Raw genomic sequence first — 19,424 nt, forward strand, 5'->3', positions numbered from 1 at the left:
TTATACCTACTAAAACTTGATATTAAGCACTTGTTGTTTTAGTACATCACCCTCATAATATTCCAAAACCCATTGGTTATCTTTTTTGTAAACTGTGGCACTTTTACCCTGCACTAAAAACACATCTTTAGCATTGGTTTTTTGTAATTTATAAACCACTTTTGGAGTATTATCCACAAGTTGATAACCATTTGTTGTTTCTTGAGCGTAAAGGATACCGTTGGCTGTTTTAGCCTCTGAATTTACAGGGGTAGCAGGGACCAATGGGGTAGCCGGAATAGTAGAAACAGTTTTAGCATTAACTGCTGGGACAGATAAAACTAACGGTGTAGCTGCCACTGTGCCATCATACTTATAGTTAAGGTCTTCAAACGAAGTGAAAGCATCTCTTAGTGCTAGATTATATGCCGTTTTATACTCTTTTTCACGACTTCGCCCTTCTTTAGATGTAAATACCGTTTGACCAGAGCAATTTTGAAGAACAACCGATAATTTGGTTGTGAACATTCCCGAATTTTTTAACACATTAGATTTTAAGGCTATACAACCATTATCTACCAAATCCTGAGGAAACTCACTATTTTCCATAACGGGTGTAAAACCATATTTTTCAAATAAAAAGGCCGTTAAAGAATTAAGTTGATATAAATCGGGTTCATTTAAAAACTCATACTTACTAGGTACAATAACATATTTATAAGTGTTCAAGTTTTTCTGTGCGATCGCAACCGATACCGAAAACAACGCTAAACATATGGATAATAATTTCAACTTCATTTTTTTCTACTTATTAGTTAAACAGGAGCTGTAAAGATACAATTTTCCATGATGTGGCATCCCAAAAGAAACGTTACAAAACTCTTAAAATCTATTGTTTTTACTGGTTTAAAACTGAGCAACCTCCGGTATTAACTTTCATCTACAGAATCTAAAATAAGACTGAACAACTCTTTAAAGCCATCCCATTCTTTGTCTTCCGAAAAGGTATAATTATGAAACACAGGAACAAACTCTCCATTTACCGCTTTTATACTGCTTATAAGCTCATTTAGCACCTTCTTTTTATCTAATAAGGACCATTGTTTTAAAAGTGCTACATCCATAAGTTGATAAGGAATAATTTTTAACGGTGTTTGCACTTCATAATCTAAATCATAGAATAAAAAAGGCGTACAAGAGCCTGCTCTAAAGCCAATATGGTTAGGATACCCCATAGTGTAATCTTCTTTAATTTCTAATGAAATTAAATACCTATAGGTTTCGGGTAAATTCAACTTGGAATGCGATTGTCGGGAGGCAATTAAATTGGTGTTTAATACATCTTCCATTTTTTCTTTTTCTCGTTTCAGGCGTTTTTCATCCTCTAAAGCAAAAAAAGAAATTTTTAATCCCACTTGACAATAATCTGCAACATGCTTTATAAGTGAGACAAAATGTTTTTTATTTGGGCTTATCCCTTTATCATAGGTAGACAATTCGCCTATTAAAAAAAAGAATAAAAACTTAAACCGTGTGTTTTTTTGTCGGTTTAACAAATACTTAAAAGTATCATGGGGGTCGTGCTTAAATCGAAGTAAAACTCCAAACCTATCATAAAGACTTACAATTCTTAATTTAGACAAATCGGATAGAACACCACCAAAAGTTCGCAACAGTCCTTTAAGTTTATATTTATAAGGACTTGGAACATCAATAATAGGCTTTACGGAATAATTTTTATCTGGAAACTTAAAATCTGGAAACTGCGCTTGTAAGGCCGCTTTAAATTTATAGGCCCAAATATCAACCACGGGTTGATGTAAAAAACCCGATTTATAGGCCAAACTTTCTTCGGCTGTAAAGCGACCAAATGCATCTTTAACATGCGGTAAATATTCTTCATAACGCGATAGCATGTAAAATGAAGCCGAAAAAATATCAAAGGGAATGGCACTTTTATCTCCATTAAAGAAAAAACACTTGGTATTATCCCATTTCTGAATATTTATATCGATATCACCCAAGCCTTGTTCAAATAAAATATCATGACATTTTACAAAAAACTCATTCCCAAGCGCCTGTTTTGTATAGGACATTTTTAAACTATCGTGGGCAATAAAAGCTTCAATCTTAGTGGTAAACTTGACCTCAAAACCCAATATTCTTGTGCATATATGCTTAAATATATAGTTTAATCGGGGCGATATGTTATGAGTATATACGAGTAACATTACAACAAACTTTCATCTGCAAAGCTAAAATACGACGCTTCTGTTATGATTAAATGATCTAAAACCTGAATATCGAGATTTTGAGCTGCGATTTTTAATTTTTGAGTAATTTGCTTATCGGCTTCACTTGGCCTAAGAGTTCCCGACGGATGGTTATGCGCTAAAATTAAACCTGTTGCTCCTACTTCTAAAGCTGTTTTTAAAACCAAACGCACATCCACTAAAGTACCCGTAATACCACCTTTACTCAGCTGATTTTTTTGCAGTACTTTGTTTGAATTGTTTAGATAGATTATCCAAAATTCCTCATGATTAAGTTCGCCAATAACAGGCTGCATGTATTCAAATACCGAGCGGCTAGAACTAATTTTATAACGCTCTAAAGCTTCTTCTCCCCGACGTCGCCTGCCTAATTCTAAGGCGGCTAAAATGGTAATCGCTTTTGCTTCACCAATCCCCTTAAATGCCATAAGTTGCTTAATTGATAACCGGCCTAACGCACTTAAATTGTTATTTGTACTAGCTAAAATACGTTTACACAAAGCCACGGCACTTTCATCTCGGTTTCCTGAACCTATTAAAATAGCGACTAACTCGGCATCACTTAAAGCTGTTTTTCCTTTATATAGAAGTTTTTCTCGAGGCTGATCGTCTTGGCTCCAATGTTTTATGGAAAAGGAGACTGGTTTTTCTTGCATCTGATAAATATAAAAATTGTAAATTTATAAATCAACAATGGATAATTTTAAATTTCAAAACACAGAAGCTTTTTAATTCTTTATCATTAGTGTCCGATAAAAGATTTAAAAAGCGGGATTTCCAAGATAGGATTTCCCGCTTATTTTGTATCTTGAAGTTATCACACATCCAAGATATGAATAAAAGTAAAAACTTTAGCGGACAACCCATAATCAAACAGGTATTAAATTTCATTTTGCCCAAAGATGTTCATCGGACAGCCAAAAAGCACAACAGCGATCGCTATACCAAAAAGTTTACCACCTATGAGCATTTGGCCACTATGGTATTTACCGTGATCAGTGGCTGTAGCTCACTTCGTGAGGTTTCCAGTATTATGCTTGCCTGCGAGGGAAAGATCAACCATCTAGGACTCACGGACTTTCCAAAACGCAGTACCTTGTCAGATGCTAACAGGAGAAGAAGCTCTGAAGTATTTGCCGATATTTATCATTTACTCTACAAACGTTACCATCGCTTTTTATCGGACAGCAGACCCTTAGAACCTGCAGTGAAGAACCTTAAAATCGTTGATTCCTCGACCATCCCCCTATTTAGTGACATTCTTAAAGGTGTAGGAAGGAACCCGCTCAACGGCAAAAAGAAAGGAGGTATCAAGATGCATACTATGATAAACGCCATGGAAGACGTTCCTTGTCTGATTAAGTTTTCAAGCGCGGCCACGCACGACCACACCTTTTTAAAAGACCTGGAACTCAAGAAGGGCTCTTATGTGGTTTTTGACAAAGGGTATGTGGATTATGAGCAATACCAAAAATGGACACTGGAAGATGTTTACTTTGTGACTCGGCAAAAGGACAATGCTCGCTATACAAGCCTTGAAGAGTTTGATATCTCCAATAAAGTGGACGATGCTGTCTTAAAGGACGAAAAAATAGGGCTTACGGACAAAAACGGCAATGCTTTTTCCCTGAGGAGAATCGCTTTTTGGCACGAAAAGCACCAAAAAGTTTATGAGTTCATCACTAATAATTATGATCTTGATGCAGACAAAATAGCCGACATCTATAAAAATAGGTGGCAGATTGAGACGATGTTCAAGCGGCTTAAACAGAACTTTCCGCTAAAGTATTTTTTGGGAGACAATCAAAATGCCATCGAAATACAAATCTGGGTCAGTTTGATAATCCAGCTCATTATGCTTGTGATCCAAAGAAAAACCCAAAGAAACTGGGCTTATTCCAATATGATGTCCGTCATACGATACCATTTGATGACATATATCGATTTGTTCAAATTCCTGAAAAACCCAGAAGCTAATTGGGAAGAGATTACAACCAAAAACATTGGGCAATTAAGCCTTTTTGACCCATAAGGAGGTTCTGTTTTCAAAATAAAGAGTGCGATCAATAAAAAAGGCCAACACCAAAGCTTTTTTAGCTAATTCTGTTTTTTATCGGACAACAATAATTCTTTATATACATGATTAAAAACCATTACACTTATGAAGCCCATTAAAAAAGAAGATATCAGTCAAGAGGTTTACGACTTATACGATGATTATGCCCACAATAAAATAGACCGACGCCAATTTGTTGAAAAGCTCTCTTTATTCGCTATTGGCGGCCTTACTTTGCCTTCGCTTTTAAGCTTTATTTCTCCAAATTATAAAGACAGTGTCTTGGTTGATAATGATCCTGCTTTGGCTTTGGATTCTGATTACATTCATTACAATTCGCCTCAAGGTGGTGGAGCTATAAAAGGCCTACTTTCTAAACCTAAAGACGTCGATACAAAGTTACCTGGCGTTATCGTTGTTCATGAAAATCGCGGATTAAATCCGTATATAGAAGATGTAGGACGCCGCACGGCTTTAGAGGGTTTTATCTCCCTAGCGCCAGATGCCCTAACACCTCTAGGTGGCTACCCTGGAAATGACGACGACGGGAGAGCCTTACAACGTAAACGAGATAAAAATGAGATGTTAGAAGATTTTATCGCAGCATACAATCATTTAAAATCTCACGAGGCTTGTAACGGTCATGTTGGCGTAGTTGGGTTTTGTTTTGGAGGCTGGATTTCTAATATGATGGCTGTTAAAATTCCGACTTTAGGTGCTGCGGTTCCTTTTTATGGCGGGCAACCCACAGCCGAAGAAACATCTAGAATTAAAGCACCGTTAATGCTTCAGTTTGGCGAATTAGATACCCGGGTAAATGCTGGCTGGCCAGACTATGAATCCGCATTAAAAAAATACAACAAAACCTATGAAGCTTATATTTATCCAGGAGCCAATCATGGTTTTCACAATAACACCACACCTAGATATGATGAAACTGCAGCAAAACTAGCATGGACAAGAACCATTAATTTTTTTAAAAAACACCTAGTTTAATTCGTAATTCAAACGCTTACCCCTTATTTTCAAAAGCCTTAAAACCTTTAAACCACCATACAAAACAGTATATTTGTATGACAAATTCAGCCTAAAAAAATGACACCTAAGTATTTTTTATCAGTCCTATTATTTTGTTTCTTCTTGCTTTTTAGAGGCGAAACAATATGCGCTCAGGGAATCATTCCAAAAAAAGAACAAGCAAATAAAAAGATAATAGATTCTATAAAGGTACAACCAGAGGCCATCCCTTTAATTAATATTGTACAACGCATAGAAGAAACGAATTACGATATAAAAAACATTCAAAGGAAAATTAAAATCCCTGAGAGTATTCAAAAAATTGATTCGCTTCTTCCTATATACTCCAAGTTTCTTGAAGTAGAAAGCATGCGCACCAAACATTTTATAAAAGCTAATCCCAATAGTCAGAAAGCAAACAACACCATGCTCACCTGGGGCGATTATCTGTCTTACTTATCAAAATGGATGGGGACCATTAAAGATGAAGCAGAGCGTAATTCTATTCTAATTGAGGACATCCTAAACAGGACGGTGGTTTGGAGATTAAGTTATAAAAATGCTGTAGAAAAAGAGGCACCCGAAGAGGTTTTAAATGGGATTAAAAAAACCTTAGAAGCTGTTGAAAGCACTAAAGAAACTATTATAGATAACAATAATTACTACTTAAAATTAGAGACCAAATTAAGTGAGCAAACTAACCTTGTGGAGGATGTTAGAAACGACTTATTGAATTTAAAAAACTCCGAAGTTTACGATTTGTTCTATTTGAGACATCAGCCTATTTGGAAAACCTCGTTTAAACAATCTACAAAAGATCTAGAAATACAGGAACAAATTGATGATTTAGAAAAAGAATCAACTACAATTCCTAATATAGACAATGGCTACATAAATAGCTTCTTCTTGTTTCTTCTTTTTACAGGTTTTTTCGCTGTACTATTTATATATTTCAAAAGGGGCTTTTTAAAATATCCATATGAAGATAAAGACGAAAGAATAATTATTGCCAAAGACCTCATTCTTAAAAAAGACATGCTTTGTGTATGGTTTTTATCGCTAATCTTTTGTGAGATTTTTTTCAACAACCTACCCAAATTAGCAAGTGATTGTATCACCCTTTTTACACTAATAATCGCCATACCAATAATAAGGCCTATCATGGCGGATAAGTACAAGAAAATATTATATTATGTTGTCCTTTTCTTTATCCTAAACACCACTAAATCTTATTTATGGTATTCCTCTTTAGGATACAGACTGTATATACTTGGTGAGTCTGCAGTGGTCATTTTTATCCTCTATCGTTTTACATCTCCATATCTTAAAACATTAAAATCTTTAGACAAAGGACTAGGCAAACTGCTTTTTCAATTGGTTCCTGTGGTATATCTTTTAAGTATTATCTCCATTATTTCAAACATCTTAGGTTATACAAACTTAACAGATATCACTCTTAAAATTAGTACTCAAGGTGGTATTATAACGATGGTCTTTTACGCCATAACATTAATTATTAGCGGCATAGCCATTAGCGTTATTCATCGTCATTTTACAGTAAAGCACACCTATAGTGCCTTTAAAAGAAAGCAAATTGAGAACAAGGCATTAAACCGCATACGAATTACTGCATATGTACTCTGGGGCATATTCTTTTTAGGCATGATTGATTTACTTCGACCTATTTTCACATTTTTAGGCGACATACTTTCAGAGCCCTATAAAATAGGTAATCTCACTTTTACTTTAGGGGCTGTTGTTAGTTTTGCCTTTATACTTTTCGCTTCTTTTACCCTTACCAAATTTGTGTCTTTTTTAATAAATGATGACGATGGTATCCTAAGATTTTTAAAACTACCTAAAGGTATTCCTGCGGCAATTTCCTTGGTCATTCGTTATTTTATAATTGGATTTGGAACCGTTTTAGCCTTGTCGGCTTTAGGTATAGATTTAAGTAAATTTAACCTCATGGCTGGAGCCTTAGGTGTAGGTATCGGTTTTGGTTTACAAAATATTGTTTCTAACTTTATTTCAGGTTTAATTTTGGTTTTTGAACGGCCTATTTTACCTGGTGACACCATTGAAGTAAATAACCTATTAGGAACCGTTTCCCGTATCGGTATTCGTGCATCGAACATTAGTACTTTTGATGGATCGGAAGTGGTGGTTCCTAACAACAATTTAATTTCTAACGATTTAATAAACTGGACACTCTCCAACAACACCAAACGTATTGAAGTTTTAATAGGCACGACTTATGATTCTGATCCTAATGAAATTTTAAAAATCCTAACCGAAGTTGCTAAAAGTTATGATTACATTTTAAAAGATCCCGGACCACGTGCCTTATTTAACGATTTCGGTGATAGCTCTTTAAACTTCCGACTGCTTTTTTGGGTGCATTACGAATTGGGCTTGCAAGCTAAAAGTGATATCTCTATTGCTATTTACAACCGTTTTAAAGAAGAAGGCGTTGAAATTCCGTTCCCACAACGTGATCTTCACATTAAAAACACCCCAGAATCCTTTCAATTAAAAGCCACTCAAATGACTACAGAAACTCTAAACGTCACCGAGGAACAAGAATTAGAGAAAAATATGAAACATCCTATTATCGAACCTTCAAAATCTGATATCGATTCGGATGGCTCAAATAGTAATGGTGATAGCGATAGTAGCAATATTGATGATGGACCTGTTAAATAGTGAAGTTGCTGCTTTTCCTTTTAATATTCCAAAAAAATTGCTGCGGTAAGTTAAGGCAATATTTTTTCTTTTGAGTTTTTGGAGGCATTAATTCCTTTATAACACTTAAACATGGATATTTCATTAAATGCCAACCACTGCAATTATCGCCTCATATATATTGTTCGCTATTTTCTTTTTGATATTTTGATTTTAAATTTGCAACCACCACTACTTCACCAAAGTCTTAACATCTTCAAAATTAAGACCTCCGTAGTTCCCTGAACTCATTAAAAGAAGAGCTTTATTTTCTAAATCTTGGGTAAACAGGAAGTTTTTAAAATCTTCAGAGTTGGTATAAATAATTAAATCGTCGCGATTAAAAGCTTGAGCAATTTGCTCGTGAGTTACCTTTTGTAATTTCTTTATTTCAACAGCATCTGGCGAATAAAAAACCACAGGAACATCGGCAGCATCTAAAGCACCTTTATATTCTTTTAAAAACTCAGCATTTAAACTGCTATAAGTGTGAAGCTCTAAACAAGCTATTAAAGTCTTATCTTGATATTGCTCTTTAACCGCTTGGGTTGTGGCGGCCACTTTACTAGGTGAATGTGCAAAATCCTTATACGCGACACTGGTTTGTCCTTGGGCAATTTTTTCTAAACGCTTGCTAGCCCCTTTAAAGGTCGCGATAGCCTCGTAAAAATCATCTTCATCAATACCCATATGCTGGCATATCCATTTGGCCCCAGCAAGATTATTTAAATTATGCTTACCAAAAACTTCAATAGGCAAATCGCCTTCTGAAGTTTCTAAAATGGTTTCACCGTTTTGAACCGTATAATCGGGTGTATGGTACGGTATTTTACGAATGGGGTTATTGCTTGCTTCAACAACACGCTTTACTTCAGGATCCTCCACGTTGTAATTAATGCTTCCTCCATTTACAATAGAATCCACAAAAATACTAAACTGTTCTACGTAATTCTCGTAAGTTGGAAACACATTAATATGATCCCAAGCAATACCGCTTAATAAAGCAATATTAGGCTTGTATAAATGAAATTTAGGACGTCTATCGATAGGCGAGCTTAAATACTCATCACCTTCTAAAACGATAAAATCATTTTCTTCGGTAAGCCTTACCATCACATCAAAACCTTCCAACTGGGCACCAACCATATAATCGACATCGCGATCGTGATAATGCATAACATGCAAAATCATAGAAGTAATTGTTGTTTTACCATGACTTCCTCCAATAACAACCCGCGTTTTATTTTTGGACTGCTCGTATAAAAATTCTGGATAACTGTATATTTTTAGTCCGAGTTCCTGTGCTTGAAGTAGCTCTGGATTATCGGCATGGGCATGCATTCCTAAAACTATAGCATCTAAACCATTATTAATTTTTTCTGGATACCACCCAAAAGCTTCTGGCAACAAGCCCTTGGCTTCTAAGCGTGATTTAGAAGGTTCGAAAATGGTGTCGTCACTCCCAGTGACCTGATATCCTTTGTTATGCAGTGCGATGGCCAGATTGTGCATAGCTGCACCACCAATGGCTATAAAGTGTACGTTCATGCTGTAATTTTGAATGTTCCAAATATAGTTTTTTCGTGCTGAAATCGCGAATGAAAGCCTTTGAAAATATAGAATTATACTTTAAATCCAGTAACACCTTTAGCAAAGAGTCTGCGCTAGTGATTGAAGTGGACAGCTTTTGGCGAGCGGCTGCATCGAGCCAAAACTAGTAACGAAAAGCACGACCCTTTTGGTAGCCTGCCTGTCGGCAAGCAGGCTACCAAAATATCACATGCCTAGAATCTCATTTTTTTCATCTTTAAATTCGGGCTGATTCGGCAAAGCTTTTAGTCCTAAATGAATGTGATTTAAGGCCAAACTTTTGTTACTTTGATAACGATAAATTTGTGCCAATCGGTAATGCGCCCATGACTCTGGCGCTTCATCGTCAGATTTAAAATTTTCAAGATAAGCCGTTAAATTCCGCTTTCCTTTTTCAAGCTGAATTTGAAATTTTGCAGCCACTTTTCCGATTTGATATTGAAATATATTTTGATGGTGTTTCTGCTGTGCTTCTTCCAAAGTTTCAATGGCTTTATCGGGTTTATTATTGACTTCATAGAGGTTAAACAAGGCCAAGTAACAGGTTTTAGATCTGCCCACTTGAACTGCTTTTTTATAATACGTTTCAGCCTGAAGAAAAGCATCGTCATATTCATAAACAAACCCCTTTGCAAGATAGCCGTCTACCTTTGAAAGTTCCTCTAATTCCTCTGCATATTGAAGCGCTTTTGTCATGCTTCCCCCTACAATGCCAGGCAATTTCATGTATAAATGAACCAGTGCCCAACGCGTATCAATGTGTGTTTTATCTAATTCGGAAGCCGTTATAAAAGCCATTTTTATATCGTTTACATACATCATGGCTTTGAGTTTATTTTCCATGGCCAGCATGCCTAAAACCATCCCGTAATTGTAAAAATACTGTGCGTTTTTTGTTTCTTTTTCAAGCACATTTTCATAGGTATCAATGGCCTTATCCCATTGTTTTTGATAGGCATAGGCATCTCCTAAAAGCGCTTTGGCTTGAATGTTATTGGGGGCGTTTTTTAAATAATTGAGCAAAAGCATTTCTGCTTTTTCATATTGCTTGTTTTGAAATAACACCTCGACCTCAGCTATATTCACCTGAGAAAAACTGATAATAGGCAACAAAATGAAAATCAAAATTTTAGACATATCTCCATGCTTTAAATCAAATGTAATCGCTTATCCGTTCTAAAATTCACAGAAATCATCGAAAATAAATATGATGAATTAGCCCCAATATTTCTAGGTAAAATCATTAACTTACGCGATTAAACGAACGTTGTTTCAAAAACCTTATTTTGGAACGGCTTTTGAGACCCCACTAAACTACAAAATAAATACATTCTGAAACAAATTCAGTATACATGAGGCATACGCTATTATTAATCATAATTATTCTCTTTTCCCACCTCTCTAAAGCTCAAAACCCCTACACCGATTTATGGGCAAAAGTTGAAGCTTTCGAGGTACAAGGCCTACCACAATCGGCTTTAAAAACGTTACGAAGCATTGAAAAAAAGGCTAAAAAGTCTGATAATCACGAACAACTAATTAAAGTTTTGCTCTACGAAAGCAAATTCAACCTGATTTTAGAGGAAGAGGCTCAAGTTAAAATTATTAATGCTTTTAAATCTGAAATTACCAAAAGTGAAACTCCGACTAAAAATATTCTCGAAAATATTCTAGCCCATTTATACTGGCAATATTACACCCAGCATAAACATCAAATTTATAAACGAAGTAAAACCTCTGAAAAAGTAAATCACGAAGATTTTAGAACTTGGGATTTACAAACCCTTTTTAATGAAATTCATGTGCATTATCAAAACGCTTTACGACATGCAGATTTACTAAAGCAGGAATCCTTAAATGATTATCATGCACTCATTATTAAGAAGAGTAATTCTAGTACCTACAGGCCTACTCTATATGACTTTTTGAGCCATAATGCCTTAGAGTTTTATAAAACAGATGAAACTCATATTACCAAACCGTCCTACAAATTTGAACTGAACGACCAAGCATATTTAGCAGATGCCAAAACGTTTTCTGAAATAAAAATCGCCTCTAAAGATTCTACGTCGTTACAATATAATGCTTTAAAAATATACCAATCGCTTATAAAATTTCATCTTGAACAACACAATTTTCAAGCCCTGAGTGATGTAGACATTGAACGCATTAATTTTGTTTACAACCATGCTACTTTTAACAACAAAGAAGCTTTAAAATTAAAAGCACTACAGCAAGCGAGTAATACCATTACCGACCAAGAAAGTACAGCACTTTATCGTTTTGAAGTCGCCTCCATTTTATTTGAAGAAAGTAAGCAATATAAGCCACAATCTAACGAAAAAAACAGATGGAAAGCCAAAGAAGCTTTAGATATTTGCAACACCATTATCACGGGGTTTCCAGAAAGTAGAGCTGCAAAAAAATGTGTGGTTTTAAAATCGCAAATTGAAACCTTACAACTTGATATTCTTTCTGAAAAAGTAATACCTATTCAAAAACCTTCACGATTACTTGTTACGTACAAAAATCTAGATCGTTTACAATTTAATATTTACAAGTTCACCCAGGCGCAAAGCAAAACTTTTAATGATTTATACCGAAAAGACCAGCAAGTCCATTTTTTAAAAGATTTAGAACCCACTGAAACTTGGATTAGTAAGCTTAGAAACGAACAAGATTTCCAAACCCATACTACGGAAATCATTATTCCTAAGCTAAACAACGGCAGTTATTTAGTGGTTGCCACAGTGAAGAAAGACGAAGACACCTTTGCTTTTAATCGCATTCAAGTAACCGATATGGCGGTACTAGAAACTGAAAGTCAAGCGTATAAAACCATCCAAATTACAAACCGAAATCATGGTGCTCCTATTGTAAATGCGCAAGTAGAAGCATCGTATTACCCGAACAATTCAAGAAACCTTGAAACAAAGTTGTATAAAACGGATCACTTAGGGGAATTTAAAATTAAAAAAGGCGACAACTGGCAAAGAAACATCAAACTAAAAGTTACTAAAGACCAAGACACGGCCTATTTTGGTGACTACTACCTTAACAAACTATACACGCAACAAGACCAAGAAAATACCACTTATAAGTCCTTTATTTTTACCGATCGCAGTATTTACCGTCCCGGACAAACCGTTTACTTTAAGGCGATTGCGATGCAAGTGAATGGAGGAAAATCGCAAGTTTTAGAAAATACCCCAATTCGAGCTACCCTTTACAATGTAAATAGAGAAGAAGTGGGAAAATTGATGTTAACAACCAATGATTTAGGCTCGGTTTCGGGCGAGTTTATCCTACCAAATAACGGACTAACGGGAAGGTATTCTATTAGAATTGATGAGAAAGATGGTAAGTTGCCTCTCACTTCTACCGCATTTTTTTCTGTTGAAGCTTACAAGCGTCCTAAGTTTGAAACGACTTTTGAACCGATTACAGAAACCTTTAGAGTAAACGATTCTATAACGGTGAAGGGTCAAGCTTTGGCCTTTTCTGGAAGTCAGATTTCCGATGCCAAAGTGGTGTACCGCGTACAACGTAAAGTAGAATATCCGAGATTCTATTTTTATCAACCTATCCAAAACTCCTATTCGAGTCAAGAGATAACATATGGCGAGAGTACCACAGACGCTTCAGGACATTTCAACATTATATTTAAAGCCCATCCAGACCAAAGTACGGCCCCTAAAAGCTTACCAATTTTTAGTTATGAAATCACGGCCGATGTTACCGACATTAATGGTGAAACCCATAGCCAAACCACCACTGTAAAAGCTGGATATCATGCCTTAACAGCAACCATGCGGCTAGCCAATGAATTAGATAAAACTAAAGCAAACCACCATATCGATCTGGTTACCGAAAACCTAAACGGTAGTTTTGTACCAACAACAGGCAGCATAAAAATTTACAAACTGAAAGCGCCAAACACGGTATTGAGAACACGCCCATGGCCTGCGCCAGACTATCAAGACATCCCTGAAGGCACTTTTAGAAACTTGTTCCCTTATGAATCTTATAACGAAGACAACGACCCCAATCAATGGAAAAAAGGCGCTTTGGTTTTCGAAAAGCCTTTCGACACCAATGATGCTACTAGTTTAGAGTTAGGCCAAATAAACCATTGGGAATCCGGTCAATATTTGATTACACTAGAAACCAAAGATAAATTCGGGCAAGTTGTAACCGATGAAGTAAAAACAACCCTTTACAGCGACACCGACAAAACTTTAGCCGACAACCAATTATTTAGCATAACAACCAACAAAAACACTTACAACGTTAATGATGCGGCGCTTATCACGGTAGCTTCATCTGCTAAAAATGTTTCTGTAACCTTAAGTATCGAGAAAGATAAAAAGATTATTAAATCAGAAATTATAAAACTGAATAACAACAAGAAAACCATCAGTATTCCCATTACAAAAGATGATGTGGACGGTTTTGTTGTGCACTATAGTTTTGCTGTTTTTAATAGTTTCATATCGGGTACAAATAACATCTCGGTACCATACCCTAGTACCACATTAAATATTGAAACCGTAACATTTAGAGATAAAATTCAGCCCGGGTCTAATGAAACTTGGCAGTTTAAAATCAAAGGGCCACAGGGTGAAAAAGTAAGCACCGAATTATTAGCCAGCATGTACGATGCCTCTTTAGATCTTTTCAAAACACATACTTGGGATTTCAACCCCATTAATCAGCCTACCTATTACTCACGAATTTACACAAGAGGCAATAACAGTTTTGGCACCCAAAATTTTGAGGTGTATAACCCCAATTACCTCACAAAATATCCCATACAAGAATATGATAAATTCAACTGGTATGGCTTTGACATGCATGATGATAAAGCTCACGCACGTTACCTAAACCAGTTACGCTCTAAGCATGAATCTAAATACAGTAGCTCGGTAAAAAAAGGTTTTGTTTCTGGCACCGTGTACGACGAATCTGGGGCGCCTATTCCAGCTGTAAACGTAATCATTAAAGGAACCAGCAGGGGAACAATGACCAATTTTGATGGCAACTTCTCATTAAAGGCCAATAAAGGGGATATTTTAGAAATTAGCTATATTGGGTTTGACACTCAGGACATTGAAATAAAAGGCAAAAACTTTTTTCATACCTATTTAACCTCTAACAATGATCATTTGGATGAAGTGGTTGTTCTAGGATATGCTCCGGCATCACCACCAGTAACCGAAGTAAATTCAGCTAGTAAAATAACCAGTGTAGATGACGAAGCAGATGTTTCAAATGTCACAGGTGCTGTTATATCTATTAGAGGCCAAAGCAGCTTTTCTAATAGCAATAAACCACTTTATGTTGTAGATGGTAAAATTGTAAAAGATATTACCAACCTTGCACCGGAAGATATTATATCCGTAAATATTATAAAAGCTAATGAAGCTACCGCCATTTATGGTAGTCAGGCTTCAAATGGTGTGGTGGTAGTTAAAACTAAGCAAGGTTTGAAAAACATTCAGAAAGTGGATATTAGGAAAAACTTGAAGGAAACCGCTTTTTTCTTTCCGCAGTTAAAAACCGACAAATCCGGAAACTTCAGTTTTAGCTTTTCTACACCTGAAGCTTTAACCCAGTGGAAACTGCAATTGTTAGCCCATACAAAAAATATGGAGAGTGCAACAAAAACCTTAACTACGGTGACACAAAAAGAATTAATGGTTACTCCAAATGCACCTCGTTTTTTACGTGAAGGCGACCAAATTACCATCAGTTCTAAAATTTCAAACCTTACCGTTAAATCAATTACAGGCGAAGCTATTTTAATGCTTAGTGATGCGCTTACAGGAGCAGATATTAATGTAAACCTCGGAAATGCCATAAACAGCAAAGCTTTTACTACCAAAGCGCATGGCAATACCGAAGTCTCTTGGCGCTTAAATATCCCTAAAAACATTCAAGCTATAGATTACAAAGTAATTGCTAAATCGGCAACGTTTAGCGATGGCGAACAAAACACGCTTCCCGTACTTTCTAACCGCATTTTGGTTACAGAAACCTTGCCTATGTGGATTAAAAGCGATACCAAAACCTTCAGTTTAGACAAGCTAAAAAATCATGCGGCAAGCTCTAGCTCCTTGAAAAATCACAAATTAACTTTAGAAGTTACTTCAAACCCTGCCTGGTATGCGATTCAATCCCTACCCTATTTAATGGAATATCCTTACCAGTGTAACGAACAAACGTTTAGCCGATACTACGCCAATACTTTGGGGCATTTTATGTTGCAGGCGAATCCGAAAATTAAAGCTGTTTTTGAACAATGGAAAAATCAAGATGTTTTAATTTCAAACCTAGAAAAGAATGATGATTTAAAATCCATTCTCCTTCAGGAAACGCCTTGGTTACTGGACGCACGGAGTGAAACTGAACAAAAAAAACGTATGGCCCTATTATTTGATTTGAATAAAATGATTTCTGAAAGCCAATCGGACCTTCAAAAGTTATCAAAAAATCAATTAGAATCTGGCGCTTGGGCCTGGTTTGAGGGCGGTCGTGAAAACCGTTTCATCACCCAACATATCATTTCGGGCTTCGCACATCTAAAGCACTTAAATGTGACTTCTGAAGACCCTACGGAAATGCTTGAAAAAGCCCTTAAATATTTAGATTCAGAGTTTATAAAGACTTACGAAAACCTAAAACTAAACAACCCTAAAGTTAATTTAGAAGACGATCATTTAAATCCGATTCAACTCCATTATTTATACCTACGAAGCTACTTCCCTGAAATTAAAGCATCGGATAAAGTTGAAGCGACCCAAGCATATTACTTATCCCAAATTGAAAAGCACTGGCTAAATCAACCTTTATACCAAAAGGGTTTAATGGCCTTAATTACTTTCAGAAATAACCAGGTAAAAACGGCCCAAAAGATTATGGCTTCGCTTGAAGAAAACAGTATCACTTCCGATGAAATGGGCATGTATTGGAAAGAAAACAAAAGTTCTTGGCATTGGAGTCAAGCCCCCATTGAAACGCAGGCCCTTTTAATAGAAGCCTTTTTAGAAATTACAAAGGACACCAACACCATTGATAATTTAAAAATCTGGTTACTTAAAAACAAGCAAACCAACCAATGGAAGACCACAAAAGCCACGACCGATGCCGTTTACGCCTTACTACTTCAAGGCAACGATTGGCTAGCGGTTACCGATATGGTTGATGTGAAAATTGGCAATAAAACTATCGACCCGACTAAATTAGACGATATTACAGTTGAAGCAGGAACCGGCTATTTTAAAACCTCTTGGCAGGCCTCAGAAATCACACCTGACATGGGACAAGTGACGCTCACTAAAAAGGGTGAAGGTATTGCTTGGGCAGGATTGTATTGGCAGTATTTTGAAGATTTAGACCATATCACATCAGCAGAAACCTCGCTGCAATTAAACAAAAAACTATTCCTTAAAAAGAATACCGATTTTGGAGAAGAAATCACAGAAATCACGACGAACACCAAACTCAAGGTAGGTGATTTAGTGCGCGTTCGCATTGAATTAAAAAGTGACAGAAACCTAGAATTCCTTCATATGAAAGGCATGCGCGCTTCTGGTTTAGAGCCTGTGAATGTGATTTCCAAATACAAAACACAAGATGGGTTAGGCTATTATGAAAGCACTCAAGATGCCAGCACCAACTTCTTTATAGACTATTTACCAAAAGGGGTGTATGTTTTTGAATATGACTTACGTGTTAACAACACCGGCGACATGAGTAATGGCATCACAACCATACAAAGTATGTATGCTCCAGAATTTAGCAGTCATAGTGATGGATTAAGAATTAAAATCGAATAATGATTTTGAATAGTTTTGCCAAAAAACGACATATCATTACATTTTCCATTGGCACGCTTTTGTTGTTTTTATGTGCTTGCGGCATAAAAAAGCAAAACAATGAAGTCCCTATTAAAGATGAAGGACATTCTAAAATCATCTTTCTAACTTACATCTTATCTGAAGCTCCTTCGGGAGAAAGAAGCATGAGTTTTGTAAGTCAGAAAATCGTTGATGGTCAAATAAAAAATAACAGTTCTTATGCCATAAAAAATGGATCTGAGGGAGATTTAATATGTTCGCAGTTCGACAACCAATCAAAACTTATTGGCCGTAGCTTGATTAAAAATCCTTTAAAAAAAACCGTAGAATCCTTAACGCCGTCCCGAAGTTTGGAATCGACATCATTTAAGCTTCAAAAAACAAAATTCTCTACAAGAATTGCTCTAAAAAGTAAAACTAAAACCATTACAATTAGTAACTTTAGTACTTCGGAAAAACTGATAAGCACAAAAATAACACTAGAATGAAAAAACAACTTATCCTTGTCATTTCTATTTTGTTTTCCTTAGGTCGCATTACCGCACAAACTTTTCCTATTGAAGTGATTAAAAATTCAGGTGATGATGACAAGAGGATCAATATCGTGGTTTTAAGTGAAGGATATCAAGCGGGCGAATTGGATAAATTTATTGCTGACGCTAAAACCTTTACGAATAGAATATTCAACACGAGTCCCTTTAAAGAATACAGCAACTATTTTAATGTTTATGCTTTAAAAATACCATCTAATGAAAGTGGTGCCGATCACCCAGGAACAGCTACCGATATTTCCGAACCTTTACACCCCGTAAAATATGTCGACACTTATTTTAATGCGACTTTCGATTCTTTTGGCAAGCATTACCTGCTCTATTATGAAATAGATGGCGCTTCTGCAAACGACACCGAAACTAAAATTATCAATGTCCTAGCCGATAATTTCCCAAATTACGATCAGGGTTTAATTCTTGTAAACACACCTCATTATGGAGGCAGTGGAGGTGATTTTCCCGTTAGCTACTCAGGCTACTGGGGCGCCGCCGTATCCATGCATGAAATGGGACATTCCCTTTTTAAGCTTTTTGATGAGTATTATCCCGGCGATGATTTGGCTGCTGAAGGCATTAATATGACCCAAGAGACCGACCCCACCAAAATACGTTGGAAAAACTGGTACAACGCTAACCAAGCTGGAATACACCAACACTATTACAAAGGCACTCCTACAGATTGGTATAAGCCTAATAGCGGGACTTGTATTATGGAAAGCGTAGACAAACCATTTTGCCATGTGTGTAAGGAAGGTATTGTTGAAAAAATTCATGAACTCACCAGTCCGATTAACGCCTATACACCAAATGAATCTACGGTAGAAGTCGAAAATTTTCCTTTAGAATTTAGTTTAGATTTGACCAAACCTAATCCGAATACCCTACAAAGCACTTGGACTTTAAACCTCAACAACATAGCCAATAACGTGGATGCCATTTCCATTTCTGAAGCCGACTTACTAAAAGGTATAAACACGCTAACAACAGTTATTACCGATGACACCAGCTTACTAAAAGTTGATAACCATGAAACAATACATGCTTACACAGTAACATGGACCATCAATTACGAGACTCTAGGTTTAACCGATATTGAAAGTGATACCCAAAAGTTTAGCCTCTCATTTTATCCAAATCCTGTTAGTGATTATTTGAATATCACCTTTGAAAACAGTAATCAACAGCCCTTAAAACTAGACCTTGTTAGTTTGGATGGTAAACGAATTAAAAGCATATATTTATCCGATTTAACAGATCAAAAAATAGATTTAAGCTTCTTAAATGCTGGCTTTTATTTAGCACGGTTCTACTCTGGTACTGTTTTAATTTCAAGCAAACGACTAATTAAACAATAGACCACTATGCAATCCAATAT

At 36.1% G+C, this 19,424-nt stretch carries 11 protein-coding genes; 6 read left to right on the forward strand and 5 right to left on the reverse strand.

The window, feature by feature from the left end; all coding sequences use genetic code 11:
• Positions 1-9: 9 nt before the first annotated feature.
• From C1A40_RS03890 to radC, 3 genes are all read right to left on the reverse strand, one after another.
• Positions 10-777, reverse strand: coding sequence for a hypothetical protein (locus tag C1A40_RS03890; protein WP_102994748.1), 768 nt, complete (start codon positions 775-777; stop codon positions 10-12).
• Between the two features lie 131 nt (positions 778-908).
• Entirely contained in the window at positions 909-2,210 is a 1,302-nt protein-coding gene (locus C1A40_RS03895) for a polysaccharide deacetylase family protein (RefSeq protein ID WP_102994749.1), read from the reverse strand.
• Complete coding sequence (gene radC / locus C1A40_RS03900; protein WP_102994750.1) at positions 2,210-2,908, reverse strand: RadC family protein; 699 nt, start codon at positions 2,906-2,908, stop codon at positions 2,210-2,212. Before radC ends, C1A40_RS03895 begins: the two co-directional genes overlap by 1 nt.
• A 176-nt stretch (positions 2,909-3,084) precedes the next feature.
• Between radC and C1A40_RS03905 the strand changes: the two genes are divergently transcribed.
• The 3 genes from C1A40_RS03905 (at position 3,085) to C1A40_RS03915 (ending at position 8,031) form a co-directional block, all read left to right on the forward strand.
• A complete protein-coding gene (locus C1A40_RS03905; protein WP_102994751.1) occupies positions 3,085-4,284 on the forward strand; it encodes an IS4 family transposase in 1,200 nt (399 codons plus the stop codon).
• A gap of 129 nt (positions 4,285-4,413) precedes the next feature.
• The gene (locus C1A40_RS03910) at positions 4,414-5,304 is read left to right on the forward strand and encodes a dienelactone hydrolase family protein (protein ID WP_102994752.1); all 891 of its coding nucleotides are present in this window, start codon (positions 4,414-4,416) and stop codon (positions 5,302-5,304) included.
• Positions 5,305-5,403: 99 nt separating this feature from the next.
• Positions 5,404-8,031, forward strand: a complete 2,628-nt coding sequence (locus C1A40_RS03915) for a mechanosensitive ion channel family protein (protein ID WP_102994753.1) — start codon at positions 5,404-5,406, stop codon at positions 8,029-8,031.
• A gap of 210 nt (positions 8,032-8,241) precedes the next feature.
• Here C1A40_RS03915 and C1A40_RS03920 read toward each other — a convergent pair whose 3' ends face one another.
• Both C1A40_RS03920 and C1A40_RS03925 read right to left on the reverse strand, forming a co-directional pair.
• Entirely contained in the window at positions 8,242-9,597 is a 1,356-nt protein-coding gene (locus tag C1A40_RS03920) for a UDP-N-acetylmuramate--L-alanine ligase (RefSeq protein ID WP_102994754.1), read from the reverse strand.
• Positions 9,598-9,825: 228 nt separating this feature from the next.
• Positions 9,826-10,776, reverse strand: a complete 951-nt coding sequence (locus C1A40_RS03925; RefSeq protein WP_102994755.1) for a tetratricopeptide repeat protein — start codon at positions 10,774-10,776, stop codon at positions 9,826-9,828.
• Positions 10,777-10,991: 215 nt separating this feature from the next.
• Between C1A40_RS03925 and C1A40_RS03930 the strand changes: the two genes are divergently transcribed.
• From C1A40_RS03930 to C1A40_RS03940, 3 genes are read left to right on the forward strand one after another with little or no spacing between them, the layout of a single operon-like run.
• Positions 10,992-17,477, forward strand: a complete 6,486-nt coding sequence (locus C1A40_RS03930; protein WP_102994756.1) for an alpha-2-macroglobulin family protein — start codon at positions 10,992-10,994, stop codon at positions 17,475-17,477.
• A complete protein-coding gene (locus C1A40_RS03935) occupies positions 17,477-17,986 on the forward strand; it encodes a hypothetical protein (protein WP_102994757.1) in 510 nt (169 codons plus the stop codon). The genes C1A40_RS03930 and C1A40_RS03935 overlap by 1 nt, the downstream gene beginning before the upstream one ends.
• Entirely contained in the window at positions 17,983-19,404 is a 1,422-nt protein-coding gene (locus C1A40_RS03940) for a T9SS type A sorting domain-containing protein (RefSeq protein ID WP_102994758.1), read from the forward strand. The genes C1A40_RS03935 and C1A40_RS03940 overlap by 4 nt, the downstream gene beginning before the upstream one ends.
• Positions 19,405-19,424: the final 20 nt, after the last annotated feature.

Source organism: Tamlana carrageenivorans (genome assembly GCF_002893765.1).
Taxonomy (GTDB): Bacteria; Bacteroidota; Bacteroidia; order Flavobacteriales; family Flavobacteriaceae; genus Pseudotamlana; species Pseudotamlana carrageenivorans.